Origin of the sequence: Primorskyibacter sp. S187A (assembly GCF_049800955.1) — a bacterium.
Lineage (GTDB): Bacteria > Pseudomonadota > Alphaproteobacteria > Rhodobacterales > Rhodobacteraceae > JAKVBH01.
This window is the reverse complement of sequence record NZ_JBNAGA010000003.1, coordinates 306,587-323,918: the sequence shown is the minus strand read 5'-3', so window position 1 is coordinate 323,918 and position 17,332 is coordinate 306,587. Positions and strand designations below refer to the sequence as shown.

Genomic DNA, 17,332 nt, shown 5'->3' with positions numbered 1-17,332 from the left:
TTGGCGCTTGATGTGCCGCCTAGGGCGCGGGCTTCAATCCAAGCCAGTTGGGCAGATGCCCGATATCAGACAGGACGACCTCACATAGCGGGGCAAGCGTGTCATGGTCACACACCCCCGTCAGAACGCCGACCGACCGAAATCCAGCCCGCTGCGCGGCGATCAGATCATGGGGGCTGTCGCCAACCATGACACAGGTTTGAGGCGCGAGCGCCATCGCGTTGGCAAAGGCTGTCAGCATTCCGGCGTCCGGCTTGCCGCCAAAGCCGGAATCGTAGCCCGCGACAAAATCGAAAACGCCTGTAAGCCCCAAGGTGCGCAAATTGGCCTGCGCCACAGCCTCGGAATCATTTGTCGCCACGCCAAGCTTGAACCCGGCCGCCTTGAGGCCCGCGCAATAGGGTCCTAGCGGGACAACAGGGGCCATCTGGGCCACCGCCGCACGCTCAGCCATCAAGTTTTCGACTTCATCAAGGCTGCGGTCCGGCAACGCCGATTGCACACATTCAGCCGCTTCCCGGCTTGTCCCTGCGATGATGCGGCTCGTGGCGCGAAATGTGCCGGCGGCGAGATCGAAATCCATGGCATCGGCCAACCGCGCGGCCAGTTCAGTTGCGCCACCCGAGAGCTCTTCAATCAAATCCTGCGCAAAACGATCCCAGGTGCCACTGAAATCAATCAGTGTTCCATCCTTGTCAAAAACGATGCCTGCTACGTCCAATGAACCGCCTCCCCACCGGGCAAGGCTGCGCGCGCCATCATGGGATCGGGGTAGCCATGACCATACGCATCGCAAAACCGAACCACCCAAGCGTCATCCATCAAGAGGAAATCAAGAACGGATGCGAGAAACTCGGCCTCCGTTGCGGGCGCGCGCAAGTCTGCTTCTGAGGTTCCTGTAGCGCCCAGAAACACATCGCGCAGATCATCCTCGCCCACCAGCCAGCCAAGGGCCTGCAACGCCAGGGTTTCGGCAGATTCTCGCTTCACCGCTGATCCTCCTCACAATTCGCAACAATTAGAAAGAAATTATTAACTCTTTTTTTTGCATGTTGACGCAACCGTAAACGTTGAGAGTCGTCCGATGCCAGGTACTGTTTTGATTGTCGATGCTGTCGCAACAAATCGCATCGTTCTCAAGGTTAAACTCTCGTCTGCCTATTACGACACTTTGCAGGCATCAAGCGCGGAAGAGGCTCTTCGGCGCGCGGGCGAACGCAATCCCGGCGCCATCTTGCTGGGCGAGGTGGACGGGATCGACAGCGCTGAGCTGGTACGGCGCTTTCGCGGCAATCCCAAAACCACCCATATTCCCTTGCTTGTGCTCTTGCAGGGCAACGATGTCAGCACCCGGCTGACGGTGCTGCAAGCAGGGGCGGATGATGTCGTGTGCAAGCCTATCGATGATGTCGTGTTGCTGGCGCGCCTGCGCTCGTTGCAACGAGCGCGCGAGGCCGACAGTGAATTGTCGATGCGCGAGAGCACGCAGCGCGCTCTTGGGTTGAGCGAAGCGCCCGCAGGCTTCGGCATGCAGGGGCGCATCGCTTTTCTGCATGACAACTCCCATCACACCCATCCTGTCGTGGAGGACATTGAGCAGAAGATCCCGCACAAGGTTGAACGGGTTACCCTGCGGGATCTGATGTCGGGCAAGTCCTCTGCCGCCACTTCCGAAGCGGCGGATGTCTATGTCATCGTCTTGTCGGAAACGACAGATGGCACCCTAGGGATGCAATTGCTGCCCGAGTTGCGCACCCGTGCAGAAACGCGACACGCCGCCATCGTTGTCATTGCGCCTGATGCCCTGCGCCGGACGGGGGCCACCTTGCTTGATCTGGGCGCGAACGATCTGGTGCGTACGCAGGATTTGTCAGTGCCGGAGATGCTCTGGCGCCTCGACAAACACGTGGAGCGCAAGCGCAAAGCTGACCGGTTACGCTCGACCACCCGCGATGGATTACGCGCCGCGGCCACGGATCCACTGACCGGCCTGTTCAACCGCCGCTATGCCATGCCGCATCTCGAGCGCATCGCCGATCGCGCGAGCAGAACTGGGCGCAGTTTCGCGGTCATGATCGCAGATCTCGACCATTTCAAATTGGTCAATGACAAATACGGTCATGCGGCGGGCGATGCCGTGCTGGCGGGGGTTGCGGATCGCTTGCGCGATCAGTTGCGCGCTGTGGACATGGTGGCCCGTCTGGGAGGCGAAGAATTTCTGATCATCATGCCCGACACAACCCGACGCGCAGCCATTGCCACGGCGCGGCGCTTGTGCCGCTTGATTTCAGATCACCCCTTCCAAATTCCCGGCGAGGTCAGCGAATTGACGGCGACGGTATCGATTGGCGTGGCGATGGGGGGCCCAAGCGCCCCGCGCTCTGGCCATTTCGCAACGCCCGGCATGCCAGTCGCCGCCACGCTGGATCATGACGCTCTGCTCCAGGAAGCGGATCGTGCGCTCTATGAAGCGAAGGCACAGGGGCGCAATACAGTCGAGTTCTATAACGCGGCGGCCTAGGGCTTGCCCTTGCGATCCTTCTTTCCACGGCGCAGCTCTTCTTCGACGCGGTCAGCATAGCTCTGCCGTTCCGAGGCTGACATGCCTGCAATATGGCGCGTCAAAGCCACGCTCCCCGCCCCCGCCACCGCCTGCACCTGAGCGACCTGCCCGGCCAGCACAGCGCCAAAGGCATCCGCGTCGAAACTCTCTTCGCGCAACAGCCGAAGGGCCTCCGTATACCTTTGCTGCCGTGCCGCGCGCCATGCCGCCGCGTCTCCGCCGGCGACGGTTTGACGGATGTCGCGCCCAATGCTGCGTCGATCCTCCCGCGCCAGAGCACGGGTAAAAGGCGCCACTGTATCGCGGGCCAGATTACGCGGTCCATCGTGCGGCCCCCCTTTCAGCACAGCGCCCACCACGAGGCCAAGAACAACAAGATTGCCCGCCAGCGAGACAAATAAAAGCACCCGCAGGACGCGCCCGCTGCGCGGCTGTTTCTGGTCGGTATCCGACATGATCAGCCCTCCTCCAGCAAAACATCGAACCCCGTGAAGGGATCAACAATAGCAGTATCCAAGGTCAGAAACGTCGTGACCCCAGGCACCTCACCGGACACATTGAATCCAAGCAATACCCCTGTGATCGAGGCCGCGGCGAGACCGCCAACCCCCATCCAGCCACCCAGCGCGCGGAACAGCTCCTCCAGAGGCGAGGACCGGCGCATCGCGGCGCGTGCGCCGGGCTGCATCTCGATGGCATCTCGCAAGACACGCGCCATGAGGTCTGCATCGGCCTCCGCCACGTTTTCTTGCGCGCCCGAGACGGCTGAGAACAATGCAGACAGCTCTGCGTCTGTCATCTGTGGTTCCTTACTCTTCGTCATCCGTAAACCCCAAGTCTGCGCGTCGCCCGGCAAGGGCGGCTTTCAATGCCCGGCATCCGCGTGCTGTCAGCGATTCAACCGCTTCCGTGCTGGTGTCCAGAGCCAATGCGATCTGTGCATTTCCCATGCCATCTATATGCCGCATCTGCACCGCGCGTCTCTGCCGTTCGGGCAGATCAGCCAGGGCGTTTTTCAAAGCCTCGGCACGCGCGGAATTCAGCATCGACATCTCTGCAGAGACGGCAGGATCCACAGGATCACCTGCATCATCCAATGGCCGGGTGCGGCCTGAGCGGCGCAAACGATCCGTACACAGGTTCGTTGTGACCTGCCAAAGCCAGGTCGTGATCTTGGCCTCGCCCGCCCGCCAGTCCGGCGCAATCCGCCAAAGTCGCAACATGGCCTCCTGGGTCACGTCCTCGGCCTCCGTCCGGTTTTTCAAAAGCGTCATGGCGCGCGCGAAAACCTGCGGTGTGAGCCGCAGCGTCAATACCCGCGCAGCCACCTTGTCGCCCTGCACATAGGCTGCCAACAAAGCATCATCACTCAGTTCACGCATTACATCTGGCAACCCGGGATCCAAGGGCATGTATTGAGACCCACCTCGCATAAGGTGCGAACCGGCCGGACACAATGCCCGGCCTGCCGCGTCAGAGATCAGTTGCCGCGTTTCTTTTTGGGGCGCGCATCAAATTCCGCCTTCGTGATACGGTCGTCCTGATCAGCGTCCAGACGCTCAAACATACGATCCAACCGAGCTTCCCGACGATCAGACCGGCCATCCTGAATTTCCGCAAGGCTGAGTTGACCATCATTGTTCGCGTCCAGCCGCTCGATCATGCGTGCCGCATGGCGCTTGGCCCGCTTCCCGCCCTGCGCTTCAATCTCCTCCTGACTGAGGACACCGTTGTTGTTGCTGTCTGCTTGCGAAAACATCCCCTCTCCGCGGGCGGCCACTTCTTCGCGCGTCAGCGCGCCGTCGGAGTTCGTGTCGAGCGCCTCGAAGTCAATCGGCGCCCCGCGCCCCGCGCCGCCTTTGCCGCCATGTGCCAACGCCGGACCGGCAATCAGAGTTGCGAGGACCAGAACGCTGGCCGTCGCGACGCTCCAGGTCTTTTTCGATGTCATGGTTGTGCCTGTCTTTGTCATGTTCTTCTCCAAGAATATCGCCTCATCAGCGGGTTCATGACACTCAAACGGGCCGCGACGCAGTTTCCGTCGCACGAAACGCAATTTTTTTTAACGGCCGTCGCGGCATCCCGTCGCAAGGGCAATCTGCGGAATGCCATCAGCGCGCGTTCATCCCTATGTTGTGCGCGAGCGAGAGGAATATACGATGACCAGTCAGACGAGTTCCGCGGTGGACGTCCCGGAGATCGACGAACGACCCATGAAGCAATCCCTATGGCGTGGATGGCGCAGGCTTTGCCCGAACTGTGGCAGCGGCCCCGTCATGAAGGGCTTCTTGAAAACGCGTGACACCTGTCAGGTGTGCCGCGAGGAATTGCATCACCACCGCGCTGATGACGGACCAGCCTACCTCACGATCCTGATCGTGGGGCATCTCATGGCGCCGCTGTTGCATATTGCCTTCGTTCGTTTTCGCCCCGAACCGCTGGTGCTCTTTACGATTTTTGCCGTTGGCTGCATCGGTTTGTCCCTTTATCTTTTGCCCAGATTGAAGGGCGCGATCATTGGGTTTCAATGGGCGCGGCGGCTGCATGGGTTTGGCGGTCCCCCTTCCTGAGGAGAAAGGGGCCAAATGGCTGACACATCCCCGGCGGCGCTGCCTGACAAAACCGCGATCCGCGATGCGGCCACGGTCATTGTTCTGCGTGATCGCACGACCGCGCCCCAAATCCTCATGGGCCAGCGCGGCGCCAAGGCCGCGTTTATGCCGTCCAAATTCGTGTTTCCCGGCGGCGCTGTAGATCCCGAAGATGCGCAAGTCCCCTTGGCCCAGAGCATGAACGCCCTGTGCCGGGATCGGCTGAGGGAAGACAGCGCCACGGATCGCAGCCATGCTCTGGCTGTCGCAGCCATCCGAGAGCTTTGGGAAGAGACCGGTCTGCGCTTGTCGCAGCCGGGAGAATGGCAAAGCACGCCCTCACCCGATTGGGCAGGATTTGCTCAGGGCGATCACCTGCCCACTGCGGCGCCGCTGCAATTCGTCTTTCGCGCGATCACCCCGCCGGGCAGGCCCCGCCGCTTCGACGCGCGTTTTTTCCTGCTCGATGCTGACGCAATCACCAGCGATCTTGACGACTTCTCCCTTGCCTCAGATGAGTTGAGCCATCTGCATTGGGTCCCGCTCGCCGAAGCACGCGCGCTTGACTTGCCGTTTATCACGGAGGTGGTTCTGGCAGAAATTGCGCAGCGCGCAGCGACCCTGGAGCCGCCCGCATCTGTGCCCTTCTTTCGCAATGATGACGAGGAAAGCCTCTTTCTCAGGCTCTACGGGCGCGATCAGGACAGGTAGCCTGTCCGCGCTCAGTCGCGGATTTCATCTGGCGCTACGCCCCACAGGCCATCCTTACGCGCCCAGCCGCGATAGCCACCGGCAGACAACCGGCACCATTCGCGAGAGCATTCTCCCAAACGCGCGACAACGCCTTTTTGCAGCTTCGCATTGATCGGAGCCTCCTGCGTAGCGCGCGCGTGCAGCGGTGTGATGTCAGCTTCGGTAATGACGGTCCGGCTGCCCGAGAGCAGGGAATAATGGACCCATCCCCCCGCGCCTTCGCGATCGGCCACGCGCCGCCAGTGCCCATGCTCGGCCGTGATCATCAACGGCATGTCGCGGCGTTTGAACACCCAATCGATGCGATGGGTCAGCGACGGGCCCCGGCGCACATTGCCTTCAACGGCCTTCATCGAGACAAATCGCGGCAAGGGCAGATTTGTCACCGGCCCCCGCTGCACCTCCGCAGCAACCGGCCCTGCACAGAAAACAACTATCAGGAAAAAACGGGCAAAAATCCCAAGCATAAGCAGCCTCTACCTCACGTGTACGATATTATCTGTGTGCCGGGTTCTTGTGCCCGGACCTGACCCGTTGCACTCTATGCTGCGAAAGCGCTGCACACAAAGAAGGAGCATGCTGGCAATGCCGAAAAAAGGCCTGAGTGTTGTCGTGACGCGACGCCTGCCCGAGGCGGTCGAGACGCGAATGTCCGAACTCTTCGATGTGCGCCTGCGCGAGAGCGACGCGCCAATGACCCGCGATGAGCTTGCCGCCGCCATGCGCGAGGCCGATGTCCTCGTGCCCACGATCACCGATGTCATTGATCAAAGCCTGATTGCTCAGGCCGGCGACAATCTCCGGCTTATCGCAAACTTCGGTGCAGGCGTGGATCATATCGATGTGTCCACGGCGCGGCAACGCGGCATCCTCGTCTCCAATACGCCCGGCGTGGTGACTGAGGACACGGCAGACATGGCCATGGCGCTGCTTCTGGCGGTAACCCGGCGCATCCCGGAAGGGCTCTCCCAAATGCAAAAGGGAGAATGGCAGGGATGGGCTCCAACGGCCCTCATGGGGGGCCGCGTTGGTGGACGACGGTTGGGCATTTTGGGCATGGGCCGCATCGGCATGGCGCTGGCCCGTCGCGCCCGCGCCTTTGGCATGCAAATCCACTATCACAACCGCAAACGCCTGCATGCGGAGACCGAAGCAGAAATTGAAGCAACCTATTGGGAAAGCCTCGATCAGATGATCGCCCGGATGGACGTTATCTCCGTCAATTGCCCCCACACGCCCTCAACCTTCCATCTGCTCAATGCGCGCAGGCTCAAGTTGCTCAAACCCTCGGCTGTGATCGTCAATACGTCGCGCGGCGAGGTGATCGACGAAAATGCGCTCACGCGGATGCTGCGCGCAGGCGAGATCGCCGGGGCCGGGCTCGACGTCTATGAGCATGGCGTGGACATCAATCCGCGTCTGCGCGAACTCAAGAACGTGGTGTTGCTGCCACATATGGGATCGGCCACCGAGGAAGGCCGGGCTGAGATGGGCGAAAAGGTCCTGCTCAATATCAAGACTTTCGACGATGGCCATCGCCCGCCCGATCAAGTTGTCCCGGCGATGCTGTAACCGGCGTTGGACAAGTTTCAGATCTTTCTGGCGGCCATTCCGGGGCTGGAAGAGCCTTTGCGGGCAGAGGCGCTTGACGCAGGCTTTCATTCGCCCCGCATTATCCCGGGCGGTGTCATCTTTGATGGGACGTGGCAGCATGTCTGGCGCGCGAATCTGCACTTGCGCGGCGCCGTGCGCGTCTTGGCGCGCGTGGCGGTCTTCAAGGCCCACCACCTCAAGCAAATCGAACCGGAAACCCGCGCCATCGACTGGCCGCGCCTGATCCCCGAGGGCACGGCCTTTCATGTGGAGGCCACCTGCCGCAAATCGCGCCTCAACCATGCGGGCGCCGTCGCGCAGCGGATTGCCGCCGGGATTGCAAGCGCCTGTGGCGCGGCTCTGTCAGAGGATAAAGACACGCTCAGGATCATGGCGCGCGTTGAGAAAGACTTCGTGACGCTCAGCCTCGATACTTCGGGCGCACCGTTGCACAAACGCGGCCACAAGGAAGCCGTGGGCAAGGCCCCGCTGCGCGAGACCATCGCGGCAATGGCGCTCAGGTTGATGAACTTCTCTGGCCACGAAACTTTGGTTGATCCGATGTGTGGCTCAGGTACCTTCCCCATTGAGGCCGCCGAGATCGCCGCAGGCCTCGCCCCGGGGCGGACCCGATCGTTCAGCTTCGAGCAGCTCAAGAGTTTTGATGCGCAGGCCTGGGATGCGCTCAAAGATGCCCCCGCATCGCCCGGAGCGCGGATGTTTCATGGCTTCGACCGGGATGCCGGCGCCATCGCTGGCGCCAAGGCCAACGCCGCGCGCGCAGGCGTGTCGGAGGCCTGCGCGTTTGCCCAGGCCCCGCTGGCCGCCCAGTCAAGACCTGCGGGCCCGCCCGGTCTGATCATGGTCAACCCGCCCTACGGAACACGCATCGGAGACCGCCGCGCGCTCTTCGCGCTCTACGGCGCCCTGGGACAGACCATGCGCGCGCAGTATAGCGGTTGGCGCTTTGGGATGATTACAAGCGATGGCGGGTTGGCAAAAGCCACGGGCCTGACCCTTGACGCCTCAGAACCCATCGCGTTTGGCGGGCTGAAGGTCAAACTCTACAGCGCCCAACTCTAGGCCGCGGCCAACAAGAGCGCGGCAATCGAGGCGCCCAAAAGCGCCATGCCAAGCAGCTCCCGCGGTGTGACCCGCTCGCCAAACACCAGCGCCCCGATGAGAAGCGAGAAGATCAACTCAACCTGACCCACCGCCTTCACATAAGCTGCGTTTTGCAGCGTGAAGGCAAAAAACCATCCAAAAGACCCCGCGAGGGACAACAGTCCCAAGGGCACGCCCCGCTGCCAAACCCTCATGACAGCGGTGATCTCACCCGGTGCCTGCAGCCGCAGCCAGACCGCCATGATACACATCTGAAATCCCGTCACGAAGGCCAGAGTGCAGGCCGCCCGCAGGAGCGGTGCCGCCTCAAGCTCGAGTGACGCACCCCGGTAACTGACGGCTGAAAACGCAAACAGAAGCCCCGAAAGTAACCCCAGCAATGCCGAGCGGTTGCCTATCTCTCTCAGTGAAAACGGCTGATCCGGACGCAACGACAAGACGACCAACCCAACCACGCCAAGGCAAATTGCCGCAAACGCCAGAGTTGGGATCGCATCGCCCAGAAGTGTGAAACCCACGAGCACCGTGAGGATCACCTCCGTCTTCATGAAGGTTGTTCCAACAGCGAAGTGGCGCTGGCTGAAAAGCAGGACGATACAGATTGTCCCCATGATCTGGGTGACGCCGCCGCCCATGGCATAGAGGTAGAAGGCCCAGCTGGCATCCGGCAGAGCCTTACCGCTGGAGAACACCCACAGCGCCAAAAGGCTGATCATCAGGGGGGCGGAATAGACGAAGCGCGCGAACGTCGCGCCTGTGGCCGTGATCCCGTCAAGGTTTATGGACTTTTGCAGCATAAAGCGCAGCGCCTGCGCGAAGGCGGCAAGAAGCGAAGCAATAACCCACCATGACATGACCCGCCTTGTGCGCGTTTAGCTGCGCCGCGTCCAGTCTTCATAAAGCGGATGCGGCACCGGGTCTTTCGCGCGGGTCAAAAAGCGCGCGAAGATCTCTCGATATGAAGGATAGTGATAGCCCTCGTTGCACGCGAGATAGCGCGCCTTTCGGGCGGCATAGAGCGCTGGCAGATCATACCAAGGCGCGCGCGGGTGCATATGATGAACCGCGTGGAAGTTGTTGTTGAGAAACAAAAATGCCAAGAGGCCACGGTCTTCAATGATCACGGTCCGCGCGCGGGATTTCTCATGTGCGCGATGCTCCAGAAACGTCCTGATCCGCAGAATGGCATTGGCGAGGTATGCCGCGAAGAGATAGGCGCCGATGGGCATCGGGCTTTGCGCAACGCACCAAAGCACCAAAGCCACAGACGGCACATGCAGCGTCCACCCCAGCGCAACACGCATATTGCCCCGCGCCATGGCCTTGAGGTCCGACCACATGAACCGCAATTGACCGAGGATGGGTCCAAGCAGCATACGCCCTGCCAGCGTGTTGTGCAGCTCGAACACCTTGCGTTGCCATGCTGCCATCTGTGGCCAGCGCGCAGGATCCAGAAAATTGCTTTCCGGGTCTTCGTAAGGATCCGTCAGGCGGCTGTCGCGGTGATGATCCAGATGCGTATCCTTGAAGCGCAAATAGGGAACGGTCAGAGACAAGACCGGAAAAACCAAAGCGGCGTTCAGCACGCTCCAACGCGTCGGATGTCCGTGCAAAGCTTCATGGCTCAGAGACGCATGCAGCGCCGCGCTCAACGCCACAACAGGGATCGCGAGTGCCAGAGGGAGAAAAAGCGCCATCGCCCAAATGGCGTAACAGGCGAAGATCAACGCCAGGGTTGGCCATTCGCACAACGGCTCCGCACGTTTCATAGCCATCCTCGTTGGTTCCTATCCCTCGTCTTTAGGAATGCCGCCTCCTTACGAGAAGTCCGAATTCAATTAACAGAATTCACCATCGATGATAATAATCACCAAATGGACCACCATACAGACAAACGCATCCGCGCTCAGGCCTTTCGGGACCGGCTCGCCAAAGCCATGGATGATGCCGCATTGAGCCAGGCCGCACTGGCACGCGCCATTCACGTGGATCGCTCCACGATTTCACAATTGCTGAGCGGTGACGGCGCGCGTTTGCCCAATGCGCAGGTCGTGGCAGAAGCGGCACGGGCCTGCGGTGTCTCCTCGGATTGGCTGTTGAGCCTGTCAGACCGCGCTGAGCAGATCGCTCAGGTGTTTGACAGCGACATGAGCGTGACCGCCGCGCCCCGCACGCTGGTCGATGAACAGATCTTCGCATGGCATCAGGAGGCCAAGGGATACAAGATCAGGCACGTGCCCGCGGGCCTGCCCGACATGCTCAAGATCGAAGATCTGATGCTTTGGGAATATACGCCGCATCTCGGCCGCACGGCCCGGCAAGCCATTGGCGCGTCGCAAGATCGGCTGTCCTGGATGCGCCAATCCGGATCGGACTACGAAATTGCCGTGAGCCAGCATGAGATCGAGAGTTTTGCGCGAGGAGAAGGTTATTATACGGGGCTCGACCCGCAGATCCGACGCACTCAGCTGGACCACCTCATCGCACTCGCCGATCACCTCTATCCGCGCTTGCGGCTGTCGTTCTTCGATGCCCGCGCGCTCTACTCTGCGCCCGTGACAATCTTTGGCCCCTTGCTTGCGGTGATCTATCTTGGTGCCAATTACCTTGCCTTCCGCGACACCCAGCGCGTGCAGGTGATCACGGCCCATTTTGACACGTTGATCCGCGAGGCGCGCATTCCGCCACGCGCCGTCCCGGAGCGGCTGGCCCGGCTCAAAGAGGGGATCACCTAACGCCGCTTATGTCTTGGGCGCATGCACCGAAGGCGTAACGCCGCGCCGTTTGAGCTGAGCTTCCCGAATGGTCAGAAAAATGACCGACCCCAGGATCACACAGCCTCCCACGATCACCCAGACATCCGCGGGCTCTCCAAAGACAACCGCGCCCAGCGTGACCGCCCAGACGAGCTGCAGGAATGTCACCGGTTGCGTCACTGTCAGCGGTGCGGATGCAAAGGCCAGTGTCATGGTATAATGGCCCACAGTCGCAAAACAGGCCACGGCGAAGAGCACGAGCAAGGCCCAAAGTGAGGGCGTGACCCAGACCGCGAGCGCCATGGGCGCAAGGCCGATTGTGACAAAGATAGACAGCATCGCCACGACAATCGCGGCAGGCACTTCATCGGCTGTGATCTTGGCAAAAAGATAGGAGCCCGCAAACAAAAGCGCCGTGCCGATCATTGCGAAATGGCCAATGTTGAGCTCGCGAAACCCGGGCCGCAGAATGATGAGCGCGCCCACCAGCGCCGCCACCACCGCGAGGATGCGCCGAAACGCCAGTTTTTCGCCCAGAAAAAGCGCTGCGGCGAGCGTCACATAGACAGGTGAGAGGTAATTCATCGCGGTGACTTCGGCGATGGGAATACGCGTCATGGCGAAAAACCAGGCTGTCACGCCAAGCGCATGCACAACGCCTCGTGCGCCAAAGAGCGTATAGTGTCGCCGCGTGAGCTGCGTGTCCCGCATGACCTTCCACATCGGGATCAAAAACACGAGGCCCAGCACATAGCGCAAAAAAGCCGCCTGCGCGGCAGGCACTGCATTGTCGAGGTATTTGACAAGCGCTGTCACCGCCACGAAGCACAGCCCCGTGATGAGCATCCAGAAAATCCCGCGAAGGGGTGAAGAAGCGCGCGCATCCATTCCCTGAGCCCTACCCCCCCGAACCGTGATGGGCAAGCCGCAGCTGCACGCATGCCACCGATGCGACGGGACGCGCCAGGTGAGATCAGGTAAAAAAGACGAGCTTTACAGCCAGCGCGCACATCGTGACGCCGATGATGCCATCAAGGATTTGCCAGGCACGGGGTCGCGCAAAAAAGGGTGCAAGGAGCCGCGCGCCATACCCAAGGATCAGAAAAAAGAGGATTGAGGCGGCCATGGCACCCGCCCCAAAGAGCCAAGGCGCATCATAATTGGAGGAGACAGCGCCGATCAAAACGACCGTATCTAGATAGACGTGCGGATTGAGCCAGGTAATGCCCAGCAACGTCAGGATCGCGGCGCGCGCAGAGCTCGCCCCTTGTGAGGCTTCCTCGAGGCTTTGCCCGCCCCGCAAGGCCGCGCGCAAGCTGTTGATACCATACCAAAGCAAGAAGGCGCCGCCGCCGTAGCGCATCGCCGGTTCGAACCACGGAACGGCCCGCGTCAACGCGCCAAACCCCGCAACGCCAGCCGAGATCAGCAAGACCTCGGACAAGCTGCAAAACACAACGATGACGCCCACATGTTCGCGCCGCAGACCCTGCCGCAAGACAAAGGCATTTTGCGCACCAATGGCCAGAATGAGAGACAGGCTCAACGCGAAGCCGGCCAGAGCGCTTTCCATGACATGTCCTCGTTGGGTCCGTGCGGGCAACGCCAAGAGGCGTCCAAGCCCCTTGCGCCGTGGTCCCGATATTCCGCGCAGCGGAACGTGCCGCCGCGCGAGATGTGCCTCAGAGTTGCTCCATCACCTCGTCAGAGGCTTCGAAATTCGCCGTCACACGCTGGACGTCGTCATCGTCTTCCAGCGCTTCGATCAGACGCATGAGCTTTTGCATACCGTCCAGATCAAGCTCGGTCGTGGTCGTCGGTTGCCAGATCAACTTGGTGGATTGGCTCTCGCCCAGTTCAGCTTCCAGCGCATTCGACACTTCGTTGAGATCGGTATCCGCACAGGTGATGATGTGACCATCCTCGGAGCTTTCGCAATCCTCGGCGCCGGCCTCGATGGCCGCCATCATGACCGTATCAGCATCGCCCGCCTCGGGGCCGTAAACGACCTCACCTTTGCGCTCGAACATGAAACCGACCGAGCCCGTCTCGCCCAGATTGCCACCGGATTTCGTGAAGGTGGAGCGCACCGTTGACGCGGTCCGGTTGCGGTTGTCGGTCATGGCTTCCACGATCACCGCGACGCCGCCCGGGCCGTAGCCTTCATAGCGGATTTCTTCGTAATCCTCGCCCTCGCCGCCGACGGCCTTTTTGATCGCCCGTTCGATATTGTCCTTGGGCATGGACTGACCGCGCGCTTCCTTCACAGCAAGACGCAAGCGCGGGTTCTTCTCCGGATCGGGATCACCCATCTTGGCGGCGATGGTGATCTCCTTGGAAAGCTTCGAGAATAGCTTGGCGCGCAGCTTGTCCTGACGCCCCTTACGGTGCTGGATGTTTGCCCATTTTGAATGGCCGGCCATGGTGGTCCTCGTCTGTCGATCGTGGTTTTGCGTTCTATATGGCAAGTTGCAGCACGCATGCAACGCGACAGCGCGAGGGGAGCACCGAAATGCCACGATCACTGTACTGGACTGCCGCCCTGGCCTGCACGGTCAGCGCAGGTTCGCTTTGGGCGGATTGCCCGAGCCGGGCTGATCTTGATCGCGGCTTGATTTTCGAATTTCAGGAACAGGACAATCGTGGACGCGTGGAGAGTCTGGCGCTCTATCACCGCGCGGCGGGCGAAGGCCTCATCGCTGTCGCGGACCATCCGCAATTGACCGGAGACCCGTGGGAGCGCTTGGAAACCGCGGGTGTCATCCTCAAGGAGGCGCAACGCAAATCAGGCGCGCAGCGCCTCGAAGTCACGCTGGATGACGCACTTGCCGCCGCACTGCCCCCGGTCGCCAACACTGAAATCCGCGGGACCGCCACATGGCGCAGCGCAACTGCGGCCCAGGAAGTGGCGTATGTCTTGCGCAGTGGTGCAGAGATGGACATCACGATCGGAGAATGCACCTACCCTGCCTTTCCGCTCCAGTTGACGGAAGCCCGGCTGCAACCCGATGGCAACATGCGCGAGACAACACGTGCGGGCCACTACATTCCCGAGCTGAGTTTCTTTCTGATCCCGCCAAGGCGCAGCGTCGCGGGATATACAAAAGTCCGCACGCCTCGGTTTGTTGAGCGGTTTTCCTGGCCATTTCGGGGGCTTTGAGCTGAGGTGCGCTTGGCAAGCGGCACGCAAGCGCAGATGATAGGCGCATAAGACCGGACGCGTGCGCCGGACAGAACTCTTCAGTGCGGTATCAGGTGCGATGACAATAGATCAGATTATTCTCTTTAGCCTATTTGGCGCCGTGTTCGGCCTGCTCCTGTGGGGGCGGTTCCGCTATGATCTGGTAGCGTTCGGCGCGCTCATGGCCGGGGTGGTTCTGGGGGTCGTCGAGACAAAGGACGCCTTTTCAGGCTTTGGGCACCCCGCCACGATCATCGTGGCACTTGTGCTGGTTGTCTCGGCCGGTCTCGTGCGGTCTGGCGCGGTGTTTCTGATCACGCGCACGCTGGTGGACAGTGCCCGCAGCCTTGGCGCGCATATTGCGCTGATGGGGGCCATTGGCGGGATCTTGTCGGCCTTTATGAACAATGTCGCAGCACTTGCCCTCCTGATGCCTGTGGACATTCAGACCGCGCGTAAAGCGGGTCGCTTGCCTGCGCAATCCTTGATGCCCCTGTCGTTCTGCACGATTTTGGGCGGCATGGTCACGCTCATCGGCACGCCGCCGAACATCATCATTGCATCGATCCGGGAAGAGACCCTTGGGGCCCCCTTTGCCATGTTCGATTTTGCGCCTGTGGGTGGGGTTGCCGCGTTGGTTGGGCTAACCTTCGTGGCCCTCGTCGGCTGGCGCTTGATCCCTGAGCGCGATGACGGGCTGACATCCGAGGCCGAGCTTGCGCCCTATATCGCTGAGTTGACGGTGCCTGAGGGCTCCAAGCACATCGGCCAGCGCTTGGCTGATCTCTCGGAGATGGCGGAGAGCGCCGATGTGGCCATCATCGGGCTGATCCGATCCGGCAAGAGGCGCTACGGCGCGGCTTTGAACGCGGAGCTTCAGGCCAATGACGCTCTGGTTCTGGAAGCCACGCCCGAAGCACTCGATGAATTCCGCGTGGCCGCAGGTCTCGCCTTTGCAGACGAGCGGCGCGAAGAGCTTCTGCGGGCGGAGGGCGACGGGCTTGCCTTGACCGAAGTGGTCGTGCCGGAGACCTCGCGGCTTGTGGGTCGCACAGCGCAAGCGGTGGGCCTCGCCTGGCGCCAACGCACGATACTCATGGGCATTTCCCGCCGCGGACGCCGCATCACCGCGCAAATGCGCAAGACACCCATTGAGGAAGGCGACATCCTGCTCCTGCTGGCCCCGCGCGACAGCGCACCGGCTGTTGTCGATTGGCTGGGCTGTCTGCCCCTGGCGGACCGTGGGCTTGCCGTAACGGCCAACACCAAGACCTGGGCCGCCATCGCATTGTTTGCCGGGGCGGTTGCACTGGCCAGTTTCGGCTTGTTGTACTTGCCGGTGGCGCTTGGTCTGGTGGCCATGGCCTATGTTTTAACGGGCATTTTGCCCCTGCAGGAAATCTACGACCATATCGAATGGCCCGTAGTGGTCTTGTTGGGTTCGATGATCCCGCTGGGCGCGGCGCTTGATGCGTCCGGCGGCACCCAGCTGATCGCGGGCGCGCTCGTTGGGCTCACGCAAGGCCTGCCCGCCTGGGCTGTTCTGACGGTCTTGATGGTGGTGACGATGACGCTTTCGGATGTGCTCAACAACACCGCCACAGCGATTGTCGCAGCCCCGGTGGGCATTCAGATGGCGCAGACGCTGGGCGTCTCACCCGATCCCTTTCTCATGGCGGTGGCTGTTGCTGCTTCTGCGGCTTTTCTCACGCCAATCGGGCACAAGAACAACACGCTGATCCTTGGACCCGGCGGATACAAATTCGGTGATTACTGGCGGATGGGTTTGCCGCTGGAGATTCTCATTATCGCGGTTTCGATCCCGGCCATCCTGACCTTTTGGCCGCTTTAGGCCGATGGTCTGCAATCGTGCGGGCTGCGCCCGCTCTGGAGATGCGCGCCTACGCGCGCGAGACGGGGGCTCTGCCCCCTGACCCCCGAGGTATTTGACGACAAAAGAAGACATGGTTTTTCGGCCATGATTTGGGTAAGCCCATTGGTATGAAACCGTTTTTGATCTTGCAACTGCGCCCGGAGGCCGACGCCTCCGACGATGAATTTGAGGCTATTTGCGACAAGGGAGGACTGGCGCATTCGGACACGGTGCGCGTCAGGCTGGACTGCGACGCGCTTCCTGAAGGCCTCGCATTGGAGGATGTCTCTGGCGTGATCGTCGGCGGGGGGCCGGGTTGTATTTCTGATGCGCCCGAGGCCAAGACGCCTGTGGAAGCTCGGATTGAAGCGCAGGTGCTGGAGTTGATGCCCGAGATCGTGGCGCGCGACATTCCTTTTATGGGGTGCTGTTATGGCATGGGCGTTCTGGGGCATTATTTGGGGGCGAAGGTCTCCAAGGATCGGTTTGGCGAACCTGTCGGGGCGACGTTGTGCCAGATGACACCTGACGGGGCGCGTGATCCTTTGCTCGCAGGCTTACCCGAGACCTGGCAGGCTTTTGTGGGCCACAAGGAAGCCGTTCAGGCCTTGCCCGACGGCGCCGTGCATCTCGTGGCCTCCGCCCCCTGCCCCATGCAAATGATCCGGACCGGGCAGAATGTTTATGCCACGCAGTTTCATCCGGAAGCCGAGGCTGCGGATTTCGAACGGCGCATCGCGATCTATCGCAACCATGGCTATTTTCCACCAGAAGACGCCGAGCGCCTCGTGGCGGCCTGCCACGCCGCGCAGGTTGATGTGCCCCGGCAAATCCTGAAACGCTTTGTGGCGCGGTACGCACGCCGCTAGTCTGGTCATTTGGCTGTCTTCGGATAAA

21 protein-coding genes are annotated in these 17,332 nt (G+C 61.2%); 9 read left to right on the top strand and 12 right to left on the bottom strand.

The annotated features are described in order from the left end of the window. Positions 1 to 19: 19 nt before the first annotated feature. Positions 20 to 721 (bottom strand): HAD family hydrolase, encoded by a 702-nt coding sequence (locus ACP15S_RS18940; protein WP_425041238.1) that lies wholly within the window; start codon positions 719 to 721, stop codon positions 20 to 22. After that, a complete protein-coding gene (locus ACP15S_RS18935) occupies positions 712 to 990 on the bottom strand; it encodes a DUF3572 domain-containing protein (protein ID WP_425041237.1) in 279 nt (92 codons plus the stop codon). The genes ACP15S_RS18940 and ACP15S_RS18935 overlap by 10 nt, the downstream gene beginning before the upstream one ends. 94 nt (positions 991 to 1,084) lie before the next feature. On the opposite strand from ACP15S_RS18935, the gene ACP15S_RS18930 reads away from it, so the two are divergent. After that, on the top strand, positions 1,085 to 2,521 hold the full coding sequence (locus ACP15S_RS18930) for a diguanylate cyclase (protein ID WP_425041236.1): 1,437 nt from the start codon (positions 1,085 to 1,087) through the stop codon (positions 2,519 to 2,521). Here ACP15S_RS18930 and ACP15S_RS18925 read toward each other — a convergent pair. The 4 genes from ACP15S_RS18925 to ACP15S_RS18910 all read right to left on the bottom strand — a co-directional run bounded on the left by ACP15S_RS18925 (position 2,518) and on the right by ACP15S_RS18910 (position 4,535). Then, positions 2,518 to 3,018, bottom strand: a complete 501-nt coding sequence (locus ACP15S_RS18925) for a periplasmic heavy metal sensor (RefSeq protein WP_425041235.1) — start codon at positions 3,016 to 3,018, stop codon at positions 2,518 to 2,520. The genes ACP15S_RS18930 and ACP15S_RS18925 overlap by 4 nt on opposite strands. Positions 3,019 to 3,020: 2 nt before the next feature. Continuing rightward, positions 3,021 to 3,362: a hypothetical protein gene (locus ACP15S_RS18920; RefSeq protein ID WP_425041234.1), complete on the bottom strand. Its 342-nt coding sequence runs from the start codon at positions 3,360 to 3,362 to the stop codon at positions 3,021 to 3,023. Between the two features lie 10 nt (positions 3,363 to 3,372). After that, a complete protein-coding gene (locus ACP15S_RS18915; RefSeq protein WP_425041233.1) occupies positions 3,373 to 3,945 on the bottom strand; it encodes a sigma-70 family RNA polymerase sigma factor in 573 nt (190 codons plus the stop codon). Positions 3,946 to 4,043: 98 nt separating this feature from the next. Then, positions 4,044 to 4,535, bottom strand: coding sequence for an EF-hand domain-containing protein (locus ACP15S_RS18910; protein WP_425041232.1), 492 nt, complete (start codon positions 4,533 to 4,535; stop codon positions 4,044 to 4,046). Between the two features lie 187 nt (positions 4,536 to 4,722). Here ACP15S_RS18910 and ACP15S_RS18905 point away from each other — a divergent pair, with 187 nt between their 5' ends. Both ACP15S_RS18905 and ACP15S_RS18900 read left to right on the top strand, forming a co-directional pair. Next, positions 4,723 to 5,133, top strand: coding sequence for a DUF983 domain-containing protein (locus ACP15S_RS18905; RefSeq protein ID WP_425041231.1), 411 nt, complete (start codon positions 4,723 to 4,725; stop codon positions 5,131 to 5,133). A gap of 15 nt (positions 5,134 to 5,148) precedes the next feature. After that, positions 5,149 to 5,865 carry an NUDIX hydrolase gene (locus ACP15S_RS18900; protein WP_425041230.1) on the top strand — a complete coding sequence of 239 codons (717 nt, stop codon included), beginning with the start codon at positions 5,149 to 5,151 and terminating at the stop codon, positions 5,863 to 5,865. Between the two features lie 11 nt (positions 5,866 to 5,876). Here the strand turns inward: ACP15S_RS18900 and ACP15S_RS18895 are convergent, their stop codons facing one another. Next, positions 5,877 to 6,374 carry an SH3 domain-containing protein gene (locus tag ACP15S_RS18895; RefSeq protein ID WP_425041229.1) on the bottom strand — a complete coding sequence of 166 codons (498 nt, stop codon included), beginning with the start codon at positions 6,372 to 6,374 and terminating at the stop codon, positions 5,877 to 5,879. Between the two features lie 118 nt (positions 6,375 to 6,492). Here ACP15S_RS18895 and ACP15S_RS18890 point away from each other — a divergent pair, with 118 nt between their 5' ends. Continuing rightward, positions 6,493 to 7,479 (top strand): 2-hydroxyacid dehydrogenase, encoded by a 987-nt coding sequence (locus ACP15S_RS18890; RefSeq protein ID WP_425041228.1) that lies wholly within the window; start codon positions 6,493 to 6,495, stop codon positions 7,477 to 7,479. Positions 7,480 to 7,485: 6 nt separating this feature from the next. After that, positions 7,486 to 8,583 carry a THUMP domain-containing class I SAM-dependent RNA methyltransferase gene (locus tag ACP15S_RS18885; RefSeq protein ID WP_425041227.1) on the top strand — a complete coding sequence of 366 codons (1,098 nt, stop codon included), beginning with the start codon at positions 7,486 to 7,488 and terminating at the stop codon, positions 8,581 to 8,583. On the opposite strand, the gene ACP15S_RS18880 is transcribed toward ACP15S_RS18885, so the two are convergent. Beyond that, positions 8,580 to 9,479: an EamA family transporter gene (locus ACP15S_RS18880; protein WP_425041226.1), complete on the bottom strand. Its 900-nt coding sequence runs from the start codon at positions 9,477 to 9,479 to the stop codon at positions 8,580 to 8,582. The genes ACP15S_RS18885 and ACP15S_RS18880 overlap by 4 nt on opposite strands. An 18-nt stretch (positions 9,480 to 9,497) precedes the next feature. Continuing rightward, positions 9,498 to 10,400, bottom strand: coding sequence for a fatty acid desaturase (locus ACP15S_RS18875; protein ID WP_425041225.1), 903 nt, complete (start codon positions 10,398 to 10,400; stop codon positions 9,498 to 9,500). 99 nt (positions 10,401 to 10,499) lie between these two features. Here ACP15S_RS18875 and ACP15S_RS18870 point away from each other — a divergent pair, with 99 nt between their 5' ends. Then, on the top strand, positions 10,500 to 11,360 hold the full coding sequence (locus ACP15S_RS18870; RefSeq protein ID WP_425041224.1) for a helix-turn-helix domain-containing protein: 861 nt from the start codon (positions 10,500 to 10,502) through the stop codon (positions 11,358 to 11,360). 6 nt (positions 11,361 to 11,366) lie between these two features. On the opposite strand, the gene ACP15S_RS18865 is transcribed toward ACP15S_RS18870, so the two are convergent. The 3 genes from ACP15S_RS18865 to ACP15S_RS18855 form a co-directional block, all read right to left on the bottom strand. Beyond that, positions 11,367 to 12,269, bottom strand: coding sequence for a DMT family transporter (locus ACP15S_RS18865; protein WP_425041223.1), 903 nt, complete (start codon positions 12,267 to 12,269; stop codon positions 11,367 to 11,369). Positions 12,270 to 12,354: 85 nt separating this feature from the next. Continuing rightward, positions 12,355 to 12,954 (bottom strand): LysE/ArgO family amino acid transporter, encoded by a 600-nt coding sequence (locus ACP15S_RS18860; RefSeq protein WP_425041222.1) that lies wholly within the window; start codon positions 12,952 to 12,954, stop codon positions 12,355 to 12,357. 109 nt (positions 12,955 to 13,063) lie between these two features. After that, positions 13,064 to 13,804, bottom strand: a complete 741-nt coding sequence (locus tag ACP15S_RS18855) for a YebC/PmpR family DNA-binding transcriptional regulator (protein ID WP_425041221.1) — start codon at positions 13,802 to 13,804, stop codon at positions 13,064 to 13,066. 89 nt (positions 13,805 to 13,893) lie between these two features. Here ACP15S_RS18855 and ACP15S_RS18850 point away from each other — a divergent pair, with 89 nt between their 5' ends. From ACP15S_RS18850 to ACP15S_RS18840, 3 genes are all read left to right on the top strand, one after another. Beyond that, the gene (locus ACP15S_RS18850) at positions 13,894 to 14,541 is read left to right on the top strand and encodes a hypothetical protein (RefSeq protein WP_425041220.1); all 648 of its coding nucleotides are present in this window, start codon (positions 13,894 to 13,896) and stop codon (positions 14,539 to 14,541) included. A 100-nt stretch (positions 14,542 to 14,641) separates the two neighbouring features. Beyond that, complete coding sequence (locus ACP15S_RS18845; RefSeq protein ID WP_425041219.1) at positions 14,642 to 16,414, top strand: SLC13 family permease; 1,773 nt, start codon at positions 14,642 to 14,644, stop codon at positions 16,412 to 16,414. 149 nt (positions 16,415 to 16,563) lie between these two features. After that, positions 16,564 to 17,304 (top strand): glutamine amidotransferase, encoded by a 741-nt coding sequence (locus ACP15S_RS18840; protein WP_425041218.1) that lies wholly within the window; start codon positions 16,564 to 16,566, stop codon positions 17,302 to 17,304. Positions 17,305 to 17,332 lie beyond the last annotated feature (28 nt).